This is a genomic window from Microbacterium capsulatum (assembly GCF_030865425.1).
GTDB classification, from domain to species: Bacteria; Actinomycetota; Actinomycetes; order Actinomycetales; family Microbacteriaceae; genus Microbacterium; species Microbacterium capsulatum.
Genome location: NZ_JAVFCB010000003.1, coordinates 249720 through 268979, shown reverse-complemented (window position 1 = coordinate 268979; position 19260 = coordinate 249720). Strand labels below are relative to the sequence as shown.

Genomic DNA, 19260 nt, shown 5'->3' with positions numbered 1-19260 from the left:
CATGCGCGTCGCCGTCATCGGAGGAGGCCCCGGAGGCCTCTACTTCTCCGCCCTCATGAAGCAGCTCGACCCCACCCACGAGATCACCGTCTGGGAGCGCAACGCCCCTGACGACACGTTCGGCTTCGGCGTCGTGTTCAGTGACGAGACCCTCGGCGGGATCGAGAACGCGGATCCCGTCATCGCCGCCCGGATGGGCGAGCAGTTCGCCCGCTGGACCGACATCGATATCCTGTTCGGCGGCGAGACGCACACCGTCGGCGGGCAGGGCTTCGCCGCGATGGGCCGCAAGGAGCTGCTGCAGCTGTTGCAGCAGCGCTGCATCGAGCTCGGCGTCGAGATCCGCTTCCGCGCGATGGCCCCGGACGCCGCCGAGCTGATGCGCGAGTACGACCTCGTGCTCGCCGCCGACGGCATCAACTCGCAGGTGCGCGGCGCGCACGCCGAGCACTTCGGCCCCGACCTGGACCAGCGCGTGTCGAAGTACATGTGGCTGGGCACCGACCGCGTGTTCGAGGCGTTCACGTTCGCCGTGCTGCACACCCCGCACGGCATCATGCAGCTGCACGGCTACCCGTACTCCGATCAGGGCTCCACCTTCCTCATCGAGATGCACGAGGACGTCTGGCGCGCCGCCGGCTTCGACGCCACCGAGCACGACGTGTTCCCTCCCGGTGTCAGCGACGAGTACTCGGTCGACAAGATCCGCGGCTTCTTCGCGGAGGTGCTGGACGGGCACGACGTGCTCACCAACAACTCCAAGTGGCTCAACTTCACCACGGTGCGCAACGAGCACTGGCACCACGAGAACCTCGTCATCCTCGGCGACGCCGCGCACACCGCGCACTTCTCGATCGGCTCCGGCACCAAGCTGGCGATGGAGGACGCCCTCGCGCTCGCCGCCTGCCTGCACGAGCACGACGACCTCGATGCGGCACTGGAGTCGTACGAGATCGAGCGCCGCCCGGTCGTGGCGTCCACCCAGCGCGCCGCGCAGGCGTCCCTGGAGTGGTTCGAGCAGATCGGGCAGTACGCCGACCAGGATCCGCTGCAGTTCTCCTTCAACCTGCTCACCCGCAGCCGCCGCATCACGCTGGAGAACCTCGGACTGCGCGACCCGCTGTTCGCCGAGGGGCTGCTGCGCGAGAGCGGGCTGGAGGGGCGCACGCCCGACGAGCCGGCGATGTTCCGGCCGCACCGCATCGGCCGGCTCGAGCTCAAGAACCGCATCGTCGTGTCGCCCATGGACATGTACTCCGCGGTCGACGGCGTCCCCGGCGACTTCCACCTCGTGCACCTCGGCTCGAAGGCCCAGGGCGGCGCGGGGCTGGTCATGACCGAGATGGTGTGCGTGTCGGAGGAGGGGCGGATCACGCCCGGATGCGCCGGCCTGTACACCGACGAGCAGCGCGACGCCTGGGGCCGCATCGTCGGCTACGTGCACGGTGTCACCACCGCGAAGATCGGCGTGCAGATCGGCCACTCCGGCCGCAAGGGCTCGACGAAGCGGATGTGGGAGGGGATCGACCAGCCGCTGCCCGAGGGCAACTGGCCCCTGGTCGCGCCGTCCGCCCTGCCGTACGGCGACGCGAACCAGGTGCCGTCCGAGCTCGACCGCGAAGGCATGATCCGGGTGCGGGACGAGTTCGTCGCGGCGACGCGACGGGCGGCGGAGGCGGGCTTCGACCTCCTCGAGCTGCACGCGGCGCACGGATACCTCGTCTCGGAGTTCCTCTCGCCCGTCGCCAACCGCCGCACCGACGAGTACGGGGGGTCGCTCGAGAACCGCCTGCGCTTCCCGCTCGAGGTGTTCGACGCGATGCGGGCGGCCTGGCCGGCCGAACGTCCGATGACGGTGCGCGTGTCGGCGGTCGACTGGATCGAGGGCGGCAACACGATCGACGACGCCGTCGAGATCGCCCGCGCCTTCATCGAGCACGGCGCGGACGGCATCGACGTGTCGTCCGGTCAGCTGCACAAGGACGAGAAGCCGGCCTTCGGCCGCAGCTACCAGACGCCGTTCGCCGACGCCATCCGCAACCGCGTCGCCGCCGACGCCGGGGTCACCGTGATCGCGGTGGGCGCGGTCTCGAGCTACGACGACGTGAACTCGATCCTGCTCGCCGGCCGCGCCGACCTCGTGGCCCTCGGCCGCACGCACCTGTGGGACCCGCAGTGGACCCTGCACGCCGCCGCCGACCAGGGCTACCGCGGGGAGGGCGCCGACTGGGTGGCGCCGTTCCGCGCCGGCTCCCGCAAGCCGCCGACCGCCCGCACCGACGCGGTGCGGCCGCGACTCTCGCTGGTCCGCGACGCGCGCGCCGGCGAGGCCGCGCCCGAGCACCGCCGGTGGACCCCGCAGCGCCAGGTCGTCGAGGCCCTCGCGCAGTGACATCCGGTGGTCCGTACCCTGAGCCCGTCGAAGGGTCCGGATCACCGCACCCGGTTCGGTCCCTGAGCCCGTCGACGGGCCCGAACCCCAGGAACGACACACGAGAAGGAATCATGACGCGGCAGATCATCAACCCCGAGTCCCTCATCAAGCCCAGCGGCTTCGCGCACGGCGTGCGCGCCGGCGAGTTCGTCTACCTCGGCGGGCAGACGGCGATGGACCACACCGGAGCCATCGTGCCCGGCGGGATCGTCGAGCAGTTCGTGCAGGCGTTCTCGAACGTGCTGACCACGCTCGAGGCCGCCGGCGGCCGGCCGGAGGACCTCGTCGACGTCACGATCTACCTCACGGACATCGACGACTACCAGGCGAACGGCCGCGAGATCGGACGCCGCTGGCGCGAGATGGCGGGCACCGAGTACCCGGCGATGGCGGGCATCGGCGTCACGCAGCTGTGGCAGAAGGAGGCGATGATCGAGATCCAGGGCGTCGCGCACATCGATCCCGCGCCGGCCGACGAGGCCGCCGCAGGGGAGCAGGCCTGATGCGGCTCGCGACCGTCCGCATCGACGGCGGCACCCGCGCCGCGGTCGGCGACGAGTCCGGCTGGGTGCTCCTGGACGAGCCCGACGCGCAGGAGCTCGTGGTGAGCGAGGGCTGGCGCGAGCGCGCCGAGGCCGCCCTGCGGCACCCGGCCAGGGAGGACGTGGATCCCGCCGCCTTCGGCGTGCCCGTGCCGCGCCCGGCGAAGGTGTTCTGCTGCGGCCTGAACTACCGCGACCACATCGTCGAGACTGGGCGCGCCGTGCCCGAGTACCCGACGCTGTTCGCCAAGTTCGCGGACACCCTCACCGGCCCGGTCGACGAGATCGTCGTGCGCGACACCGCCAAGCTGGACTGGGAGGCGGAGCTCGCCGTCGTCGTCGGATCCGAGGTGCACCGCGCGGACAAGGACGAGGCCGCGGCCGCGATCCTCGGCTATGCGGTGTCGAACGACGTGTCGATGCGGGACTGGCAGCAGCGCACGCTGCAGTGGCTGCAGGGCAAGGCGTTCGACGCCACCACGCCGATCGGCCCGCACCTCGTGACCGCCGACGCGATCGATCCGAAGGCCGGCCTGCGGATCACCTGCGCCGTCAACGGCGAGACGCTGCAGGACGGCAACACCCGCGAGCTCGTGTTCGATGCGGCGGATCTCGTGTCCTACGTGTCGCAGATCACGCGCCTCCAGCCGGGCGACATCATCCTGACCGGCACGCCGGGGGGCGTCGCGCTGGGCATGGAGGATCCGCGCTGGCTGCGGGACGGCGACGTCGTCACGACCGCGATCGAGGGCCTCGGGGAGCTCCGCAACACGATCCGGTTCGCCTGACGCCGAAGGGGGTGCCGCCCGGAGATCGAGCGGCACCCCCTTCGAGTACCGGATCAGGCGTGCGCGGAGATCGGGAACACCGGCGGGAACAGCTCCGCCTCCGACTGCTTGCGGAAGTCGCGCTCCGCGTACGCGGCGCGCATCTGCTCGAACAGCGCCTGGCCGGTGCGGCGCATCTCGTCGAGGTCGATGCCGTCGATCCTCCCGTCGCGCATGACCGTGCGGCCGGCGACCATCGTCAGGACGGCGTCGCGCGCGGTGCCGTTGAGCACGAGCGTACGCAGCGGGTCGTCGGTCGGGCCCGAGCGGAAGTCCGCCAGCGAGAACGCCGAGATGTCGGCCTGGGCACCGGCTTCGATGCGGCCGAGGTCGGGACGGTGCAGGGCCTTCGCGCCGCCGAGCGTCGCCGCCTCGAAGTACTCGGCGAGCATGTTGCGACCGAGGTCCTCGGACTGCGCCTTCGCGATCTGCACGCCCACGTCGATGCCGCGGATGATGTCGGGCGGGAAGGAGTCGGTGCCGATGCAGATGTTCACGCCCTGCGCGATGTAGTTCTCCAGCAGGTGCAGGTTGTGGCCGTAGCGGGCGTTGGTCAGCGCGCAGTGGATGATCGACGCGCCCGAGGAGGCGATCTTGGCGAGGTCTCCGCGGTCCTCGCCGAAGACCTCGGGGTGCACGTCGATCACGACGCCGTGCGGGATGATCAGGCGCTCGCCGAGCAGGCCGACCTTCTCGAGCAGCTCGAGCGGCGTGACCTCCCAGTGCTCGATGATCCATTCGCGCTCGTAGACGCCCTGCAGCGCGTGCAGGCGCACCAGGACGTTGCGCTCCTCCGAGATGCGGGCGACCTCCTTCAGCAGCTCCGGGTCGATGGTCTCGATCCGGCACGGCAGCAGCACACCCGTCAGCAGCGGATCCTCGAGGGAGTCGATGTGGTCGAGGAAGCGCACGGCCTCGGCCAGGCCCTCGGGGCCGCGCTCCCAGATGTAGCGGACCCGGCGCTGGCCCTCGTCGTTGATGTACGGGGCGGCGGAGCGGAACGACGGTCCGATGAAGCCCCGCAGGCCGATCTTCGACGAGAACGCGGCCATGGCGGCGAAGGTGTCGAAGTCCTCGGCCCAGCTGCTGTGCACCTCGCTCGCGATCGGCATGTAGCTGGTGATGCCGTGCAGGGCGAGCTGCACCAGCGCGTACTCGCGCACCTGCACGAGCTGCTCGGGGGAGAAGACGTGCCGCGAGCGGGGGAAGTACTCCGCGGACCAGGTGAGCGACTTGGAGTCCTCGCCCGAGCTCCACGAGTCCAGGATCAGATGGTCGATGTCGGTCAGGGCGTCCAGGTCGATCAGGCCGGGGGTGACGACGGCGTGGCCCAGATCGATGCGCTCGTCGACCACGACGTCGGCGAACCGGGACTGCGGGCCCACCTCGACGATCAGGTCGTCCTCCACCAGGATCGCGCCATCCGGCAGCTCCACATGGCGGTCGTTCTCGTGGGCGACGATCCAGGATGCGGTGATCAGTTTTCTCAAGGGTGTGCTCAGCTTTCTGGCCGTGGGGGCCGGTCGGGGCGGTGGAGTCAGCGGCCTCGGACCGCGGACTCCTGGGTGTTCAGGATCGCGAGGGCGGCCAGCGTCGCGGCGGCCTGATCCTCGTCGCGGATCGCGGCGAGAAGGTCCTCATGGTCGTAGGAGATCGTCGTGTCCCCCGGCCCGAAGCAGTCCTTCAGCGCGACGGTGGACTCGATGACCTCGGAGAAGCTGTGGTAGAGCTCCTGCAGGGTCCGGTTGTGCGCGGCCTGCGCGAGGCCCACGTGGAACGCGATGTCGGCCTCGACGAACGTCGCCTCATCGCCCTGCTCCCCGGCGATCCGGCGACGTCGCAGGGCGGCGCTGAGCTGCTCGAGCTCGGCCGGGGTGCGGCGCAGGGCGGCGGCATGCGCGACCGCCATGTCCAGTCCGCGGCGCACCTCGATGATCTCGACCACCTCGGCCGTGCCGAGCTGGCGGCGCAGGGCCGCGTCGGACTCGCTCGTCGCGATGACGAACGTGCCGTCGCCCTGCCGGGCCGCGAGCATGCCGGCGTGTGCGAGGGCGCGCGTCGCCTCCCGGACGGAGGCGCGGCTCATCCCCAGCTCCTCGGCCAGCTTGGCCTCGGCGGGCAGACGGTGCCCGACCGGCCAGCTGCCCGAATCGATCCGCTCGCGCAGCACCTCGATGGCGCCGTCCACGAGCGATTTGCGCTGAACCGTGCGCATGGAAGCCTCCAGACTTCGTCCGTGCAGTCTCGGGCAACCGCAGGGTTCCGGTGTGAAAGGAGCGGGGACATCGAGTCGGCTGGACCGGTCGATGCCCCCGCTCGGAGGGTAGGACTACTCCTCGGTCATCGTGGAGATGACGGGGATGCGGGCCTCAACGGCTCCACTCGTCGACACGCAGGTTCGCGGAGTACTTGAAGCTCTTCACGTCGGGGTTGAGCACCGCGGTGAAGTCGGCGTTGTACAGCATCACCGTCGCGGAGTTCGCCACCCACAGCTTCACCAGCTCGTCGATCGGGGCCTGCTGCTGAGCGGACGTGGTCGCGCTGTTCAGCTGGTCCATCCACTTCTGGCTGCCGTCGATGCAGATGTGCTGGTTGTTGAACGACGAGCCGCACGTCATCTTCTTGAAGATCTCGTACGCGCCGATCTGGCCGCTGTTCTCGAAGAGCAGCGCCGACTGGTACTTGCCGCCGTTGAACAGTGTCGAGAAGTCGGCCGGGGCCTTCGAGTCGATGTTCACCTTGACGCCGATCGCCTGCCAGGCGGACTGCACGATCGTGGCGATCTCGGTGACGCCGGCCGCGGTCGGGTTGATCATCAGGGTCAGCTCGGGGTTGGTCAGGCCCGACTCCGCGATCAGCTGCTTGGCCTTGGCGACGTCCTGCTTGCGCGGGGGCTCGAGGCTGGCCTTGTAGCCGGTCATGGTCGGGTTGATCGGACCGTAGAACGACGTGCCGTAGCCGTAGGCGACCTTGCTGATGATGTCGTCGTACGGGATCGCGTAGGTGAGCGCCTCACGGAACTTGGCGTTGCCTGTGGTCGGATCCTGGTGGTTCATCGACACGGTCACCGGTGCGGATGCCGGGGTGCGGAACACCGTGCAGCACGTCTTCGAGCTGATCTCCTTGACCGTCTGCGGCGGAAGGCCCACGGTCACGTCGGCCTGCTTGTTCTGCGCCTGCAGGGTCAGGGTGGGAACCGACGTCAGGAAGTTGATCCGGACCGACTTCTCCTTGGCCGGGGTGCCGTAATAGTTCGGGTTGGCCTCGAGGATCGCGTAGCTGTTCGGGACGTACGTCTTCAGCACGTAGGGGCCGCTCGAGCTGGCCGTGTGGCTGGTCAGCCACTCGTTCGGCTTGTTGGCCTCGACGCCGCCGTGCGCCTCGACCTCCTTGGGGTCGTAGATCGAGCCGCGGCTGAGGGCCAGGCTGTACATGATCTGCGGGTAGGGCTGGCGCAGCGTCATGACGAAGGTGGTGGCGTCCGGGGCGGCGGTGCCCGAGATCAGCGGCGGGTTCGTCAGGCCGCCCTGCAGGGCGAGCGCACCACAGGCGCCCAGCTTCAGCGTCCGGTCGAAGGAGTACTTCACGGCGTTCGCGTCGAGCGGGTCGCCGTTGGCGAACTTGGCGCCGGAGCGGATCTTGAACGTGTACGTCAGGCCGTCATCCGAGATCTTCCAGCTCTCCGCGAGGTCCGGCTGGACCTTCGTGGGGTCCGGGTTGTCGATGAGGAAGCCTTCCTTGGTCTTCGTCTCCGACAGCTTCACGAGGCGCCCGTAGAAGTTGCTGGCGAGGCTGTTGTCGTTGCCGGGACAGATGAAGGCCGGGTCCAGGCTCGTGATCGTCGCCAGCCAGTTCACGGTGAACTGCCGGCCCGAGCTGGCGCCCGTGGTCTGACCGCCGGACGGCGTGCCGGAGCTGCAGCCCGCCGTCACGACCATCAGGACGCCGAGTCCGAGGGCCGCGAGACGACGCGACGTGCGCGAGGTCCATTTCATGGCATTTCCTTTCGTGTGTTGTCGTCGCCCCAGGCCATCTCTCCTGGGAAGTGGCAGGCGGCCTCGTGACGGGGACCGACTGGTGTGAGTTTGGGGGCGACCTCGCCGCAGAGCGGCCGGTCGTGGCCGACGGGGCAGCGGGCCCGCAGCGGGCAGCCCATCGGGGTGGCCGCGCTGGGGTCGTCGATCAGCTGGCCGAGCGTCGACCGGGCGGTCTGCATGAGCTCGGGGTCCGGCACCGGGGCCGCGAGCAGGAGGCTCACGGTGTACGGGTGCTGCGGGGACTCGAACAGCGCCTCGCTGTCGGCGATCTCGACGATCTCGCCCCGGTACATCACCGCGATCCGGTCGCAGATGTGCTTGGCCACCGCGAGGTCGTGCACGATGAAGAGGTAGGTGAGATCGAACGTCGTCTGCAGTTCGCGCAGCAGGTTCAGCACCTGCGCCTGCACCGACACGTCGAGCGCGGTCACCGGCTCGTCGAGCACCACCAGGTCGGGGTTGAGCACGAGGGCCCGGGCGATGGCGATGCGCTGACGCTGCCCGCCCGAGAAGGCGTGCGCGTTGCGCTCGGCCAGCTCGGGGCGCAGGCCCACGCGCTCCAGCATCGCGAGCGCGCGCTCCCGGCGCTCCTCGGGGTCCTTCACCCCGTGCACGAGCAGCGGCTCCTCGATGAGGGCGCGGATGCTGAAACGAGGGTCGAGGGATCCGTACGGGTCCTGGAAGACCATCTGCATGCGGGCGCGGAGCTTGCGCAGCCGGGCGCCGGAGGCCTTGAGCACGTCCTCGCCGTCGAGCTCGACGGTTCCCGCGTCCGAGTCCTGCAGGCGCAGCACGCAGGTGGCTGCGGTCGATTTGCCGGATCCGGACTCGCCGACGAGGCCGAGCGTCTTGCCCCGCTCGATCGTGAAGGAGACGTCGGCCAGGGCCTTCACCGCGGCGGTGCGCTTGCGCAGGCCACCGCTCGCGGCGAACGTCTTGGTCAGCCCGGTGACCTTGAGCAGGGGCACCCCGTCGGGGCGCGGGGCGGTGTCGGTCGCGGCGGAGGCGGTCGGCGTCAGAGGCGTGTCGGCGTTCACTGGACGAACTCCTTGGCGTAGTGGCAGGCGGCGCTGTGCGGCAGGGGGCCGCGGCCGAGCTGGATCATCACGGGCGTCTGGGTCTGGCAGAGCGGATCCCCATGGCCGCGCTTGCAGCGGGGCTCGAACGAGCACCCGATGATCGGCTTGGTGGGATCCGGCAGCGCGCCCGGGATGCTGGGCAGGATGTCGGTGCGCGGGGTGTCGGGGCGCACGACGCAGTCGATCAGGGCCTGCGAGTACGGGTGCCCCGGCTGGCCGAACAGCTCGGTGACCGGAGCCTCCTCGACGAGCTGTCCGGCGTACATCACCTTCACGCTGTCGCAGTAACCGGCGACGATGCCGAGGTTGTGCGTGATCAGCATGAGCGCGGCACCCCGCTCGCGCACGAGGCGGTCGAGGAGCTCGAGCACCTGGGCCTGGGTCGTCACGTCCAGGGCGGTGGTGGGCTCGTCGGCGATGACGAGGTCGGGGGAGTTGACCAGGGCCATCGCGATCAGCACGCGCTGGCGCATGCCGCCCGAGTACTGGTGCGGGTAGTCGGAGAGGCGCCCCGCCGGATTGGTGATGCCGACCTCGCCGAGTGCGTCCGCGGCGATCTTCCGGGCGGTCGCCTTGTTCACGTTCTGGTGCGCCTGGATGCTCTCCACCATCTGCGCGCCGATCGTGCGGATCGGGTCGAAGGCGCTCATCGGGTCCTGGAAGACCAGCGAGACCTCCTTGCCGCGGAGTCGCGCGAGGTCGGCGTCCTTGCGGCCGCGCAGGCTCTTGCCATTGAGTTCCACGCTGCCCCCGACGACCCGGCCGGGGTGCTGCAGCAGGCCGACGACGGACATCGCCATCGCGGACTTGCCGGATCCGGACTCGCCGACGATCGCGACGCGCTCGCGGCGGTGGATGTCGAAGCTGACCCCGCGGACCGCGGAGACCGTGCCGCCGGGGGTGACGAACTCGGTCTGCAGATCGCGGACCGACAGCAGCACCTGCTTCTCGTCGAAGTCCGTTCCCGCCGGTGCGGGGGCCACCTGACTCATGCTCTCTTCTCCCGGCTCGTCAGTTGCCCACGCGGATGCGCGGGTCGATCAGGGCGTATGCGATGTCGGCGAGGAAGCTCACCGTGACGTAGAGGGCCGCGCTGAGCAGGATCACGCCCTGCACGACCGCGAAGTCCTTCGCGAGGATCGCGTCGACGGTCGCCGATCCGACGCCCGGCCAGGCGAACACTTTCTCGATCAGCACGCTGCCGGTCATCAGCTCGGCGAACAGCAGCGAAGTGGCGGCGACCAGCGGGAGCACCGAGTTCGGGATCACGTGGCGGAGGAAGACCTCACGGCGGCGCAGGCCGCGCGACCGGGACACGACCACGAAGGACTCGCGGGCGCTGTTGCGCAGCTGACCGCGGAACAGCCGGCTGAGGAACGCGAACGGGCCGAGGGCGATCATCGCCGCGGGCAGGATCAGGTGCCACACCGCGTTGATGAAGACGTCGAACTCGCCGGCCTTCAGCGCGTCGATCGTGTAGAAGCCCGACCAGTTCGGCGGCGGGTTCAGGTTCGGCGACAGCCGCCCCTCGGGGCCGGGGAAGATGCCGAGCTGGACCGACAGGATCAGCAGCGCGACGAGGGCCAGCCAGAACGACGGGGTGCCCATCGCGAGCGTCGAGGCCGTGCGCAGCGCGATGTCGGTGCCGCGCTTGCGGCGGTAGACCGCGAACGAGGCGAACAGCATGGCGCTGCCCAGCGCGATGATCACGGCGGTGATGCCCAGCTCCGCCGAGGCCGGCAGGCGGGCGGCCATGAGCTCGCTGACGGGCTGGCCGTTGCTGTAGCTGAACCCCAGGTTGCCGCTGAACATGTTGCCCAGGTAGGTGAGGAACTGCTCGGGCAGCGGCTTGTCCAGGCCCATGGCCTGGCGGATGCCGGCGATGGTCGCGGCGTCTGCGAGGTCGCCGCCGACGAGGCGGGCCGGGTCGCCGGGGAGCTTGCGCAGCAGGATGAAGGAGAAGATCGCGGCGCCGAGGATCGTGGCCAGGGCCACGCCGAGGCGACGGGCGATCGTCGTCAGGAGGGTTTTCGACATCGGTTCGTCTCCTACTCGGATGCCACGTACTCGCCGCGCGGGTCGAGCACCTCGCGGGCGCGGTCGGCGATGACCGTGGTGAGGGACACGGCGATCAGCAGGATCAGGCCGGGGAAGGCCGCGACCCACCACTCGCCGGTGAGGAAGTACTGCTGGCCCTCGGTGATCATGGCGCCCAGCTCGGCCGTCGGCGGCTGGGCGCCGAGGCCGAGGTAGCCGAGGGCGGCGAGGGAGAGCACGGCGGCGCCGAACACGGCGGCCATCTGCAGGATCATCGTCGAGATCAGGTGCGGGAAGATGTGCACGAACAGCACCCGCCGCTCCTTGGCGCCGATCGCCCTCGTCGAGCGGATGAAGTCGAGCGACGAGATCCGCAGCACCTCGCCGCGCAGCGTCCGCATGTACCAGGGGAACGAGTGGATCGACAGGCCGATGACGACGGCCTCGATGCCGGGGCGGAAGGCCATCACGACGGCCATGGCGAGCATGATCGTCGGGAAGCACAGGATCGAGTTCGTGAGCCAGGTGAGGGCCGTGTCGACCCAGCCGCCGAACGCGCCGGCGAGCAGACCGGTCAGGGCGCCGAGGACCGCACCGATCAGGGCGATGATCAGGCCGGCGCCGAGGGAGTTGCGCGCCCCGACGAGCAGACGCGCGACCATGTCCCGTCCGACCGAGTCGGTGCCGAGCAGATGCGCGGCGGACGGCGGCTGGAGCTTGTCGGCCAGGCTGACCGCGTTGGCGTCGATCGGCCACACCATCGGCCCGATGAGCACGATGAGGAACAGCAGCAGGACCCCGGCGAGGCAGGCGGTCAGGATCCTGTCCTTCTTCAGGAAGGCCCGGATCCGTCCCGCCTTGGGCGCCTTCTGGGTGGATGCGATGGTCAGCACGGTCACGGTGCTCATGCCGCTGCCTCCTTCTGCGCGTCGGCCAGTTCCCTCAGCCGGGTGATTCCGCGCCGCAGGTCCGCCCGGCGCTCGGCGATGGTGGTCTCGGGATCCAGGTCGGCCAGGCTCGGGCCGCGGCCCTCGCGGGCGGCCGCCTCGGTGCGCACGGCGCCGGCGACCAGCCGCGTCAGCTCGGCGACGGCGAGGTGCGGTTCGCCGGCGAGCCACTCGTCCTCGAAGATGTCGGCGTCGAAGCGGCCCAGGTGCTGCTCGATCACGAGGGTCGTCGCCGGGGTGGTCGCGAGCACGTCCAGCAGGGCCGCCCAGTCGAGGATCCCGTCGCCCACCGGCCGGAGCCGGCGGCGCAGGCCCTGCTCGATGAAGAACAGGACGACGTCCTCGAGGTGCGTCTGGCGGATGTGCGGGGCGAGCCGGCGGGCGGCCTCGACCGGGTCCTCGCCGCGGACGACCAGGTTGGCCACGTCCAGGCTGACCGCGTAGCGGTCGGGCCCTGCCCGCTCCACGAGCTCGAGCACCTGGTGGCTGGAGAGGTCCTCGTGGGTCTTCACGTTGAGGATCTGGCCCGCGTCCTCGAGCACCGGGCGCAGCTGCGCGAGCCGCCCGGCGATGAGGTCCATCTGCGCGCGGTGCCGGGTCAGGCCGGGGTCGCGCACGGTGCGCGTGAAGCCGAAGATCTGCCGTGCGCCGAGGTCGGCGGCGGCCCGCAGTGACGCCGTGAGATCCGCGATCCGGTCCGCGTCCTCGCCGGAGGGGCCGAGCTCACCGACACCGACCTCGACGAAGAGCCCCGCGTCCGCGAAGGCCTGACCGGCGGCCCTCAGCTCGCCGCCGTCGAGATCGGGGCTGACCGTGCGGCTGTGGGCGAACAGGACCCCGTCCAACCCGGCGTCGCGGGCGACGTCCAGGGCCTCCTGCCACGCACCCGGCTCGATGCCCTGGGTGCGGTCGAGCATCGCTCCGACCTGAAAGACACGGTCCGGCTGCAGCATCGCAAGCGTCCTCTCGCACACCCGCTCATCGCTGAGCGGTTTTGTATACCAGGGATCGTGCCAGACATCTGGTCATCTGACAATCGTCAATTTCGACCGTGACTGCGCGGCGAGATCACCTTTCGATAACGGCGTCGTGGGATGCTTTCGCGGCGCGATGGTCGGGCTGTGATCGATCAGTAAAAGGGCGCGGAATTACGCGGATTTTCCGGAGAAGGAGCGCTCGCCGGACAGAATTTTCCGGCCGTCGGTCACTCCTTTAGCACGTCACCCCGAGGTGCGCATCCGCAAGCATTCGACAGATGTTGAATCCTTGTTCGTCGGATCGCCGCGGAAATCAGGTATCCCAAACGCCGCGGCCGACACGTCGACGGACGTGTCGGCCGCGGCGTCGGGGCCCTTCGGAGGAGCCGGGACGGCTTCGCCGGATCAGGCGGTCTCGACGACGACGGCGATCGTGCCGCCCCCGGCAGGGCCCTGGTGCGTGGCCGATCCGGAGATGTAGATCAGGTTGTCCTGCAGCATCCCGGCGAACATCCCCGCGACGGCCGACTTGAGCTCTGCGCCGTAGCCCGGGACGTGGCTGAGCTGCCGGTGGCCGCGCAGCAGCGGCTCGGGGGCCGGGCCCACCTTGACGTACACGGCGATGACGCGCTTGCGCTGCTCCGGAGTGAGGGGGCCGTCGCCGACCTCGAGGCCGGCCCGGCGCAGGGCCCGGCCGAGCGCCTGCACGTCCAGGAGGTCCTCGATGACGGCGTGCCCGACGCGGAGCGTACCGCCCGCGCCGGCGTGGTTGCCCATCGCGATCACCTGCGTGTGCGGTCCCTCGCCGCCGACGGCCTCCCACGGGTTCGACGAGAACGACGCCTTCCCCGACCACAGCTCGAGCCGGCGCGCGATGTCCTCGTCCGCGGGCAGGTCGGCGCCGTCGAGCGCCACGGCTGCCGAAAGGCCGCCGCTGCCGCTGGCCAGGCGGAACAGGTGCATCTCCTCGAAGTTCTGCAGCGCAGGGTCGCCCGTCGCCTTGAGCTCGTCGTTCGGGACGTAGTAGGTCTTGCCGACGACGTACTCGGCCTCGGCCGCGGTCATCGGCGCGCTCGCGAGCGCGCTCCGGATGGCCGCGACGTTCTCCTCGATGACACGCGCGGTGCCGGTCCAGGCCGGCTGCATGACCGCCGAGCGGGCGGTGCCGACGGCGAGTCGCGGGATCCCGTCCTCCGCCGGTTCCGCGGGACGCCGCGAGTACACGACGACCTGCGGGGTGAGGATCCCGAGCCCGCCGGCCGTGAACACCATCGGGATCCTCTCGATCTCCGCGGTGCTGCGCGTGCCGTGCTCGGCGAGCACGCCGCGCATGGCCGCGTCGGCCTCGACGCGCTCCGGGCCGGAGCCCGTGCCGTCGATCTTGCCGGTGATCGCGATGACCTCGTCCGGACGCAGGCGCCCCTCGTCGATCAGCGCGGTCAGCCCGCGCACGTCCTGGCGGTGATCGATCGGAACGGCGACGGCGTCGACTGCGAACGAATCCTGCATGTCACTCCTCAGCGAGTGGATCGCGGCGGGGCCGCGCGGCGGGTGGGGGCCCCGGAGGGCTTTGGTATGCCATTGTGCCGCATCGACGCCCGGAGGAGTGCGGGGAGTCAGCCGTCCGAAGGGGTCTCCGGTGCCGCGGGCGCCAGGGCGGCGCGGATCCGCCAGGCGAGGATGTCCGCCAGCGACTGCTGCGCGGCCGCGAGGGCCTGCGCGCGGTCGGCGAGGGCGAGCCGCTGAACGGCCTCCTCGGCGAGGGCGTCGTCGTCGCGCCCCTCGCGCGCCAGCACGAGACGCACTCCGAAGCGCTCCTCGTGCTCGTGCGCCAGCTCCTCGAGCCGGGCGAGGCCGCGGTTCTCGGCCCGCGTGACGTCGGTCCGGCGCCGGAACGGGTCGACCCCGGAGAGGGCGTCCAGGAGCGCGGCCTCGTCGAGGTCCATCACGGTGTCCCGGGCGATCGTGGTGAGGGAGGCCGTCGGCTGCTCCGCGGCGGCGGAGTGCACGCGCGCGGCCAGCGAGGGGGAGGGGGACACCTCGTCGATCAGCCGGGCGGCGTCCTGCTCCGACATCTCCGTGTTCGCGTGTTCTGGGGCGGCCCGCGTCATCGAGGTCCTTTCTCACCGTTGTGAGACCACAGCCTAACCGCGTGTTCCGCCTGCTCCGGCCCCGACGGATCCGCCCCGGACGGATCCGGGCCCTGCGTCATCGCTCGACGAGGACCCCGTCCTCGTCGGCGTAGAGGCGCGCGCCGGGGCGGAACGCGACGTCGCCGAAGCGCACGACGGCGTCGACCTCGCCGGACCCGGTCTTGCCGCTCTTGCGCGGGTTCGTGCCGAGGGCCTTGACGCCGAGCGGCAGCCGGCCGATCGCGGCGCTGTCGCGGATCGCGCCGTGGATGACGACGCCCGCCCACCCGTTGTCGACGGCGCTCTGCGCGATCATGTCGCCCATCAGCGCGGTGCCGAGGGATCCGGCTCCGTCGATCACGAGCACCGCGCCGTCGCCGGGCGTGGCGAGCAGATCCTTGACGAGCTGGTTGTCCTGGAAGCAGCGCACCGTCCGGATCGGGCCCTCGAACGCGACGCTGCCGCCGAAGTCGCGCAGCGGCAGCGGCAGGGACTGCAGGGCGTCGCCGTGCTCGTCGTAGAGGTCTGCGGTGGAGGTCATGGTGAGGATCCTTCGGCTCGATCGGGGTCGTTGAGCGACGACGCGCGAAGCGCGACGGAGACGGAACGCGGTGACCTGTCGAGCATGCCAGATCACCGCGTTCCGTCTCGCTCGGCCGTCGGCCGTGCTCGCTCAACGACCCCGGGGTGTGGTTGTCAGCTGAACTGGTTCATGGTGTTGTGCTGACCGCCCGCCTTGAGGGCGGCGTCGCCGGCGAAGTACTCCTTGTGGTTGTCGCCGAGGTCGGATCCCGCCATGTTCTGGTGCTTGACCGTGGCGATCCCGCCGCGGATCTCGCGGCGCTGCACGCCCTTCACGTACGCGAGCATGCCCTCGTCGCCGAAGTAGCCCTTCGCGAGGTCGTCCGTCGACAGCGCCGCCGTGTGGTAGGTCGGCAGCGTGATGAGGTGGTGGAAGATCCCGGCGCGGGCGGAGCCGTCGCGCTGGAACGTCCGGATCCTCTCGTCGGCCAGGCGCGCCAGCTCGGTGTCGTCGTACTCGACGTTCATCAGGGCGCCGCGGTCGTACGCCGACACGTCCTCGCCCTGCTCGGCGAGGGCGTCGTACACCTGCTGGCGGAAGTTCAGCGTCCAGTTGAACGACGGGCTGTTGTTGTAGACCAGCTTCGCGTCCGGGATCTCCGCGCGGATCGCGTCGACCATGCCGGCGATCTGCTCGACGTGCGGCTTCTCGGTCTCGATCCAGAGCAGGTCGGCGCCGTTGCGCAGCGAGGTGATGCAGTCGAGCACGACGCGCTCCTCGCCGGTCCCGGCACGGAACCGGTACAGGTTGCTGGCCAGGCGCTTCGGCCGCACCAGCGCGCCGTCGCGCGTGATGACCACATCGCCGTTGCCGAGGTCGCCGGCCGAGATCTCTTCGACGTCGAGGAACGAGTTGTACCGGTCGCCGAGGTCGCCGGGCTCGTGGGTGACGGCGATCTTCTGGGTGAGCCCGGCGCCGAGCGAGTCGGTGCGGGCGACGATGATCCCGTTGTCGATGCCGAGCTCGAGGAAGGCGTAGCGGACCGCGTTGAGCTTGGCGATGAAGTCCTCGTGCGGCACGGTGACCTTGCCGTCCTGGTGGCCGCACTGCTTCTCGTCCGACACCTGGTTCTCGATCTGGATCGCGCAGGCGCCCGCCTCGATCATCTTCTTGGCGAGCAGGTACGTCGCCTCAGGGTTGCCGAATCCGGCGTCGATGTCCGCGATGATCGGGACGACGTGGGTCTCGTAGCCGTCGATCTGGGACTGGATGAACTCGGCCGCAGTCTCGTCTCCCGCCACGCGCGCCGCGTCGAGCCGGGTGAAGAGCAGGTCGAGCTCGCGGGCGTCGGCCTGGCGGAGGAACGTGTAGAGCTCCGCGATCAGCGCGGGCACCGCGGTCTTCTCGTGCATCGACTGGTCCGGCAGAGGGCCGAACTCGGAGCGGAGCGCGGCGACCATCCACCCGGACAGGTAGAGGTAGCGCTTGTTCGTCGACTTCAGGTGCTTCTTGATCGAGATGAGTTTCTGCTGCCCGATGAAGCCGTGCCAGACCCCGAGCGACTGGGTGTACAGCGACGAGTCCGCGTCGTACTCGGCCATGTCGCGGCGCATGATGTCGGCGGTGTACTGCGCGATCTCGAGCCCGGTCCGGAAGCGGTTCTGCGCCCGCATCCGGGCGGCCGCCTCGGGGTCGATGGCGTTCCAGGGGGAGCCGTGCTCCTCCTTCAGAGCCCGGATGGCGTCGATGTCGTCCTGGTAGTGGGTCATGTCCATGTCCTTCGTGGGTGGGGCGGGTGTCGGTCGGCGTCGGGACGGATCAGTCGGTCTCGCGCAGGAAGCGGGCGTAGGCGGGCAGCGTCAGGAACGCCGGGAACTCGGGGCGCAGCGCGACCTCGCGGAACACCTCGGCGGCGTCGTCGAACCGGTCGCCGGCGAAGCGCGTCGATCCGGCCAGCTCATCCCCGATCAGACCCTCGACGTGCTCGACCGTGATGGGGGTGCCCTCCGCGGTGATCTGGCCCTGCTGGATCCACTGCCACACCTGCGAACGGCTGATCTCGGCCGTCGCGGCATCCTCCATGAGGTTGTCGATCGCGACGGCGCCGATCCCGCGCAGCCACGCCTCGATGTAGCGGATCGCCACGGAGACGTTGTCGCGCACGCCCTCGGAGGTGATGGGGCGTCCGATGTGCACGTCGAGCAGATCCTCCGCCTGCACCTGCACCTCGGCGCGCTCCCGGCCGAGCTGATTCGGGCGGTCGCCGAGCACGGCGTCGAACTCGGCCCGCGCCGTGGGGATGAGGTCGGGGTGGGCCACCCAGGTGCCGTCGAAGCCGTCGCCGGCCTCGCGCTTCTTGTCGGCGGCGACCCGCTCGATCGCCCGGGCGGTCGCCTCGGGGTCGCGGCGGTTCGGGATGAACGCGCTCATGCCGCCGATGGCATACGCCCCGCGCTTGTGGCAGGTCTGCACGAGCAGCTCGGTGTAGGCCCGCATGAACGGCACCGTCATGGTGACCTCGCTGCGGTCCGGCAGCACGAAGCGGGCACCGCGGCCGCGGTAGTTCTTGATGATCGAGAAGATGTAGTCCCAGCGACCGGCGTTCAGGCCCGCGCAGTGCTCGCGCAGCTCGAACAGGATCTCCTCCATCTCGAATGCGGCGGGCAGCGTCTCGATCAGCACGGTCGCGCGGACCGTGCCCCGGGGGATCCCGAAGTACTCCTCGCTGAACGTGAACACGTCGTTCCAGAGCTTCGCCTCCTCGCTCGACTCGATCTTGGCGAGGTAGAAGTACGGGCCGCGGCCGGCGTCGATGAGCGCCTGCGCGTTGTGGAAGAAGTACAGCCCGAAGTCGACGAGCGAGCCCGAGGCGTCCAGCCGCCGGCCGGTGCGGTCGGTGAAGGCGAGGTGCTTCTCGGACAGGTGCCAGCCGCGCGGCCGCATCACGATCGTGGGCGTCCGCCCGGCGGTGACGCGGTACGCGCGTCCGTCGTCGCCGGTGTGCGTGAGCCGGCCGCGGATCGCGTCGCGCAGGGTCAGCTGGCCGCCGATGACGTTGCGCCAGGTGGGGCTGGTGGCGTCCTCCTGGTCGGCGAGCCAGACGTTGGCGCCGGAGTTCAGCGCGTTGATCGTCATCTTCGGATCGGTCGGCCCGGTGATCTCCACGCGGCGGTCCTCGAGGCCAGGGCCGGCGCCGGCGACGCGCCAGTCGGCGTCGTCGCGGATGTGCCGGGTGTCGTCGCGGAAGCGCGGGTCGTGCCCGTTGCCGATCTCGAAGCGCCGGCGCATCCGGTCGGCGAGGCGGTCGTGGCGGCGGCCGCCGAAGCGGTGATGCAGCTCGGTGAGGAAGGCGACGGCGGCCGGCGTGAGGATCTCGCCGAAGCGCTCGTGCATCGGGCCGGTGATGTGCATCGCCGGGCCCTCGCTCGCGGCGACAGCGGTGCCGACGGTCCGGATCGGGGCGGTCGGCGACGCAGCGGGAATGGTCATGATCTGTCTCCTCCGTGAGATGTCGGTCAGGCGCCGGATGGCTTGGCAACCACTCTGAGCGAAGAACCGACCCTCTCCCCGCCAAAATCGTGGTGAAGTTTGATCGAAATTCTGTTTTCGTGACAGAATCGGGCCCTGTGGGGTCGTTGAGCGAGCGAAGCGAGACGAAACGTCCGTCGCCGACGGGCGGCGTTTCGTCTCGGTCGCCGGCGGCGTCCTCGCTCAACGACCCCAAG

Annotated in this window: 16 protein-coding genes; 3 read left to right on the top strand and 13 right to left on the bottom strand. The window is 70.2% G+C overall.

Going from position 1 to position 19260, the window contains the following annotated elements; genetic code table 11:
• Position 1: 1 nt before the first annotated feature.
• From RBR11_RS06640 to RBR11_RS06630, 3 genes are all read left to right on the top strand, one after another.
• The gene (locus RBR11_RS06640; protein ID WP_308488534.1) at positions 2-2392 is read left to right on the top strand and encodes a bifunctional salicylyl-CoA 5-hydroxylase/oxidoreductase; all 2391 of its coding nucleotides are present in this window, start codon (positions 2-4) and stop codon (positions 2390-2392) included.
• A 113-nt stretch (positions 2393-2505) separates the two neighbouring features.
• The gene (locus tag RBR11_RS06635; RefSeq protein ID WP_308488533.1) at positions 2506-2937 is read left to right on the top strand and encodes a RidA family protein; all 432 of its coding nucleotides are present in this window, start codon (positions 2506-2508) and stop codon (positions 2935-2937) included.
• Positions 2937-3764, top strand: a complete 828-nt coding sequence (locus tag RBR11_RS06630; protein ID WP_308488532.1) for a fumarylacetoacetate hydrolase family protein — start codon at positions 2937-2939, stop codon at positions 3762-3764. Before RBR11_RS06635 ends, RBR11_RS06630 begins: the two co-directional genes overlap by 1 nt.
• Before the next feature lie 53 nt (positions 3765-3817).
• Here the strand turns inward: RBR11_RS06630 and RBR11_RS06625 are convergent, their stop codons facing one another.
• From RBR11_RS06625 to aceB, 13 genes are all read right to left on the bottom strand, one after another.
• Positions 3818-5293 carry a chlorohydrolase family protein gene (locus RBR11_RS06625; RefSeq protein ID WP_308488531.1) on the bottom strand — a complete coding sequence of 492 codons (1476 nt, stop codon included), beginning with the start codon at positions 5291-5293 and terminating at the stop codon, positions 3818-3820.
• Positions 5294-5340: 47 nt separating this feature from the next.
• Positions 5341-6018, bottom strand: a complete 678-nt coding sequence (locus RBR11_RS06620; protein WP_308488530.1) for a FadR/GntR family transcriptional regulator — start codon at positions 6016-6018, stop codon at positions 5341-5343.
• A 154-nt stretch (positions 6019-6172) separates the two neighbouring features.
• Entirely contained in the window at positions 6173-7798 is a 1626-nt protein-coding gene (locus RBR11_RS06615) for an ABC transporter substrate-binding protein (protein ID WP_308488529.1), read from the bottom strand.
• Positions 7795-8877 carry an ABC transporter ATP-binding protein gene (locus tag RBR11_RS06610; protein ID WP_308488528.1) on the bottom strand — a complete coding sequence of 361 codons (1083 nt, stop codon included), beginning with the start codon at positions 8875-8877 and terminating at the stop codon, positions 7795-7797. Before RBR11_RS06610 ends, RBR11_RS06615 begins: the two co-directional genes overlap by 4 nt.
• Positions 8874-9911, bottom strand: a complete 1038-nt coding sequence (locus tag RBR11_RS06605; protein WP_308488527.1) for an ABC transporter ATP-binding protein — start codon at positions 9909-9911, stop codon at positions 8874-8876. The genes RBR11_RS06610 and RBR11_RS06605 overlap by 4 nt, the downstream gene beginning before the upstream one ends.
• 19 nt (positions 9912-9930) lie before the next feature.
• A complete protein-coding gene (locus RBR11_RS06600; protein WP_308488526.1) occupies positions 9931-10956 on the bottom strand; it encodes an ABC transporter permease in 1026 nt (341 codons plus the stop codon).
• An 11-nt stretch (positions 10957-10967) separates the two neighbouring features.
• Complete coding sequence (locus RBR11_RS06595) at positions 10968-11864, bottom strand: ABC transporter permease (protein WP_308488525.1); 897 nt, start codon at positions 11862-11864, stop codon at positions 10968-10970.
• Positions 11861-12820 (bottom strand): sugar phosphate isomerase/epimerase family protein, encoded by a 960-nt coding sequence (locus tag RBR11_RS06590; RefSeq protein ID WP_308488524.1) that lies wholly within the window; start codon positions 12818-12820, stop codon positions 11861-11863. The genes RBR11_RS06595 and RBR11_RS06590 overlap by 4 nt, the downstream gene beginning before the upstream one ends.
• Before the next feature lie 465 nt (positions 12821-13285).
• Complete coding sequence (locus RBR11_RS06585) at positions 13286-14389, bottom strand: ring-opening amidohydrolase (protein WP_308488523.1); 1104 nt, start codon at positions 14387-14389, stop codon at positions 13286-13288.
• 107 nt (positions 14390-14496) lie between these two features.
• Positions 14497-14991, bottom strand: a complete 495-nt coding sequence (locus RBR11_RS06580; protein ID WP_308488522.1) for a 2-oxo-4-hydroxy-4-carboxy-5-ureidoimidazoline decarboxylase — start codon at positions 14989-14991, stop codon at positions 14497-14499.
• A 97-nt stretch (positions 14992-15088) separates the two neighbouring features.
• Positions 15089-15553 carry a ribonuclease E activity regulator RraA gene (gene rraA, locus RBR11_RS06575; RefSeq protein WP_308488521.1) on the bottom strand — a complete coding sequence of 155 codons (465 nt, stop codon included), beginning with the start codon at positions 15551-15553 and terminating at the stop codon, positions 15089-15091.
• Positions 15554-15708: 155 nt separating this feature from the next.
• The gene (locus RBR11_RS06570; protein WP_308488520.1) at positions 15709-17304 is read right to left on the bottom strand and encodes an isocitrate lyase; all 1596 of its coding nucleotides are present in this window, start codon (positions 17302-17304) and stop codon (positions 15709-15711) included.
• 49 nt (positions 17305-17353) lie between these two features.
• On the bottom strand, positions 17354-18946 hold the full coding sequence (gene aceB / locus RBR11_RS06565; protein ID WP_373889777.1) for a malate synthase A: 1593 nt from the start codon (positions 18944-18946) through the stop codon (positions 17354-17356).
• Between the last annotated feature and the right edge of the window lie 314 nt (positions 18947-19260).

What these genes read in the sequence shown, in the direction of transcription:
- rraA (WP_308488521.1), bottom strand. Translation starts at nt 15,553, where the DNA reads ATGACCTCCACCGCAGACCTCTACGACGAGCACGGCGACGCCCTGCAG.
- RBR11_RS06615 (WP_308488529.1), bottom strand. Translation starts at nt 7,798, where the DNA reads ATGAAATGGACCTCGCGCACGTCGCGTCGTCTCGCGGCCCTCGGACTC.
- RBR11_RS06595 (WP_308488525.1), bottom strand. Translation starts at nt 11,864, where the DNA reads ATGAGCACCGTGACCGTGCTGACCATCGCATCCACCCAGAAGGCGCCC.
- RBR11_RS06630 (WP_308488532.1), top strand. Translation starts at nt 2,937, where the DNA reads ATGCGGCTCGCGACCGTCCGCATCGACGGCGGCACCCGCGCCGCGGTC.
- RBR11_RS06580 (WP_308488522.1), bottom strand. Translation starts at nt 14,991, where the DNA reads ATGACGCGGGCCGCCCCAGAACACGCGAACACGGAGATGTCGGAGCAG.
- RBR11_RS06590 (WP_308488524.1), bottom strand. Translation starts at nt 12,820, where the DNA reads ATGCTCGACCGCACCCAGGGCATCGAGCCGGGTGCGTGGCAGGAGGCC.
- RBR11_RS06620 (WP_308488530.1), bottom strand. Translation starts at nt 6,018, where the DNA reads ATGCGCACGGTTCAGCGCAAATCGCTCGTGGACGGCGCCATCGAGGTG.
- RBR11_RS06640 (WP_308488534.1), top strand. Translation starts at nt 2, where the DNA reads ATGCGCGTCGCCGTCATCGGAGGAGGCCCCGGAGGCCTCTACTTCTCC.
- aceB (WP_373889777.1), bottom strand. Translation starts at nt 18,946, where the DNA reads ATGCACATCACCGGCCCGATGCACGAGCGCTTCGGCGAGATCCTCACG.
- RBR11_RS06585 (WP_308488523.1), bottom strand. Translation starts at nt 14,389, where the DNA reads ATGCAGGATTCGTTCGCAGTCGACGCCGTCGCCGTTCCGATCGATCAC.
- RBR11_RS06570 (WP_308488520.1), bottom strand. Translation starts at nt 17,304, where the DNA reads ATGACCCACTACCAGGACGACATCGACGCCATCCGGGCTCTGAAGGAG.
- RBR11_RS06605 (WP_308488527.1), bottom strand. Translation starts at nt 9,911, where the DNA reads ATGAGTCAGGTGGCCCCCGCACCGGCGGGAACGGACTTCGACGAGAAG.
- RBR11_RS06600 (WP_308488526.1), bottom strand. Translation starts at nt 10,956, where the DNA reads ATGTCGAAAACCCTCCTGACGACGATCGCCCGTCGCCTCGGCGTGGCC.
- RBR11_RS06635 (WP_308488533.1), top strand. Translation starts at nt 2,506, where the DNA reads ATGACGCGGCAGATCATCAACCCCGAGTCCCTCATCAAGCCCAGCGGC.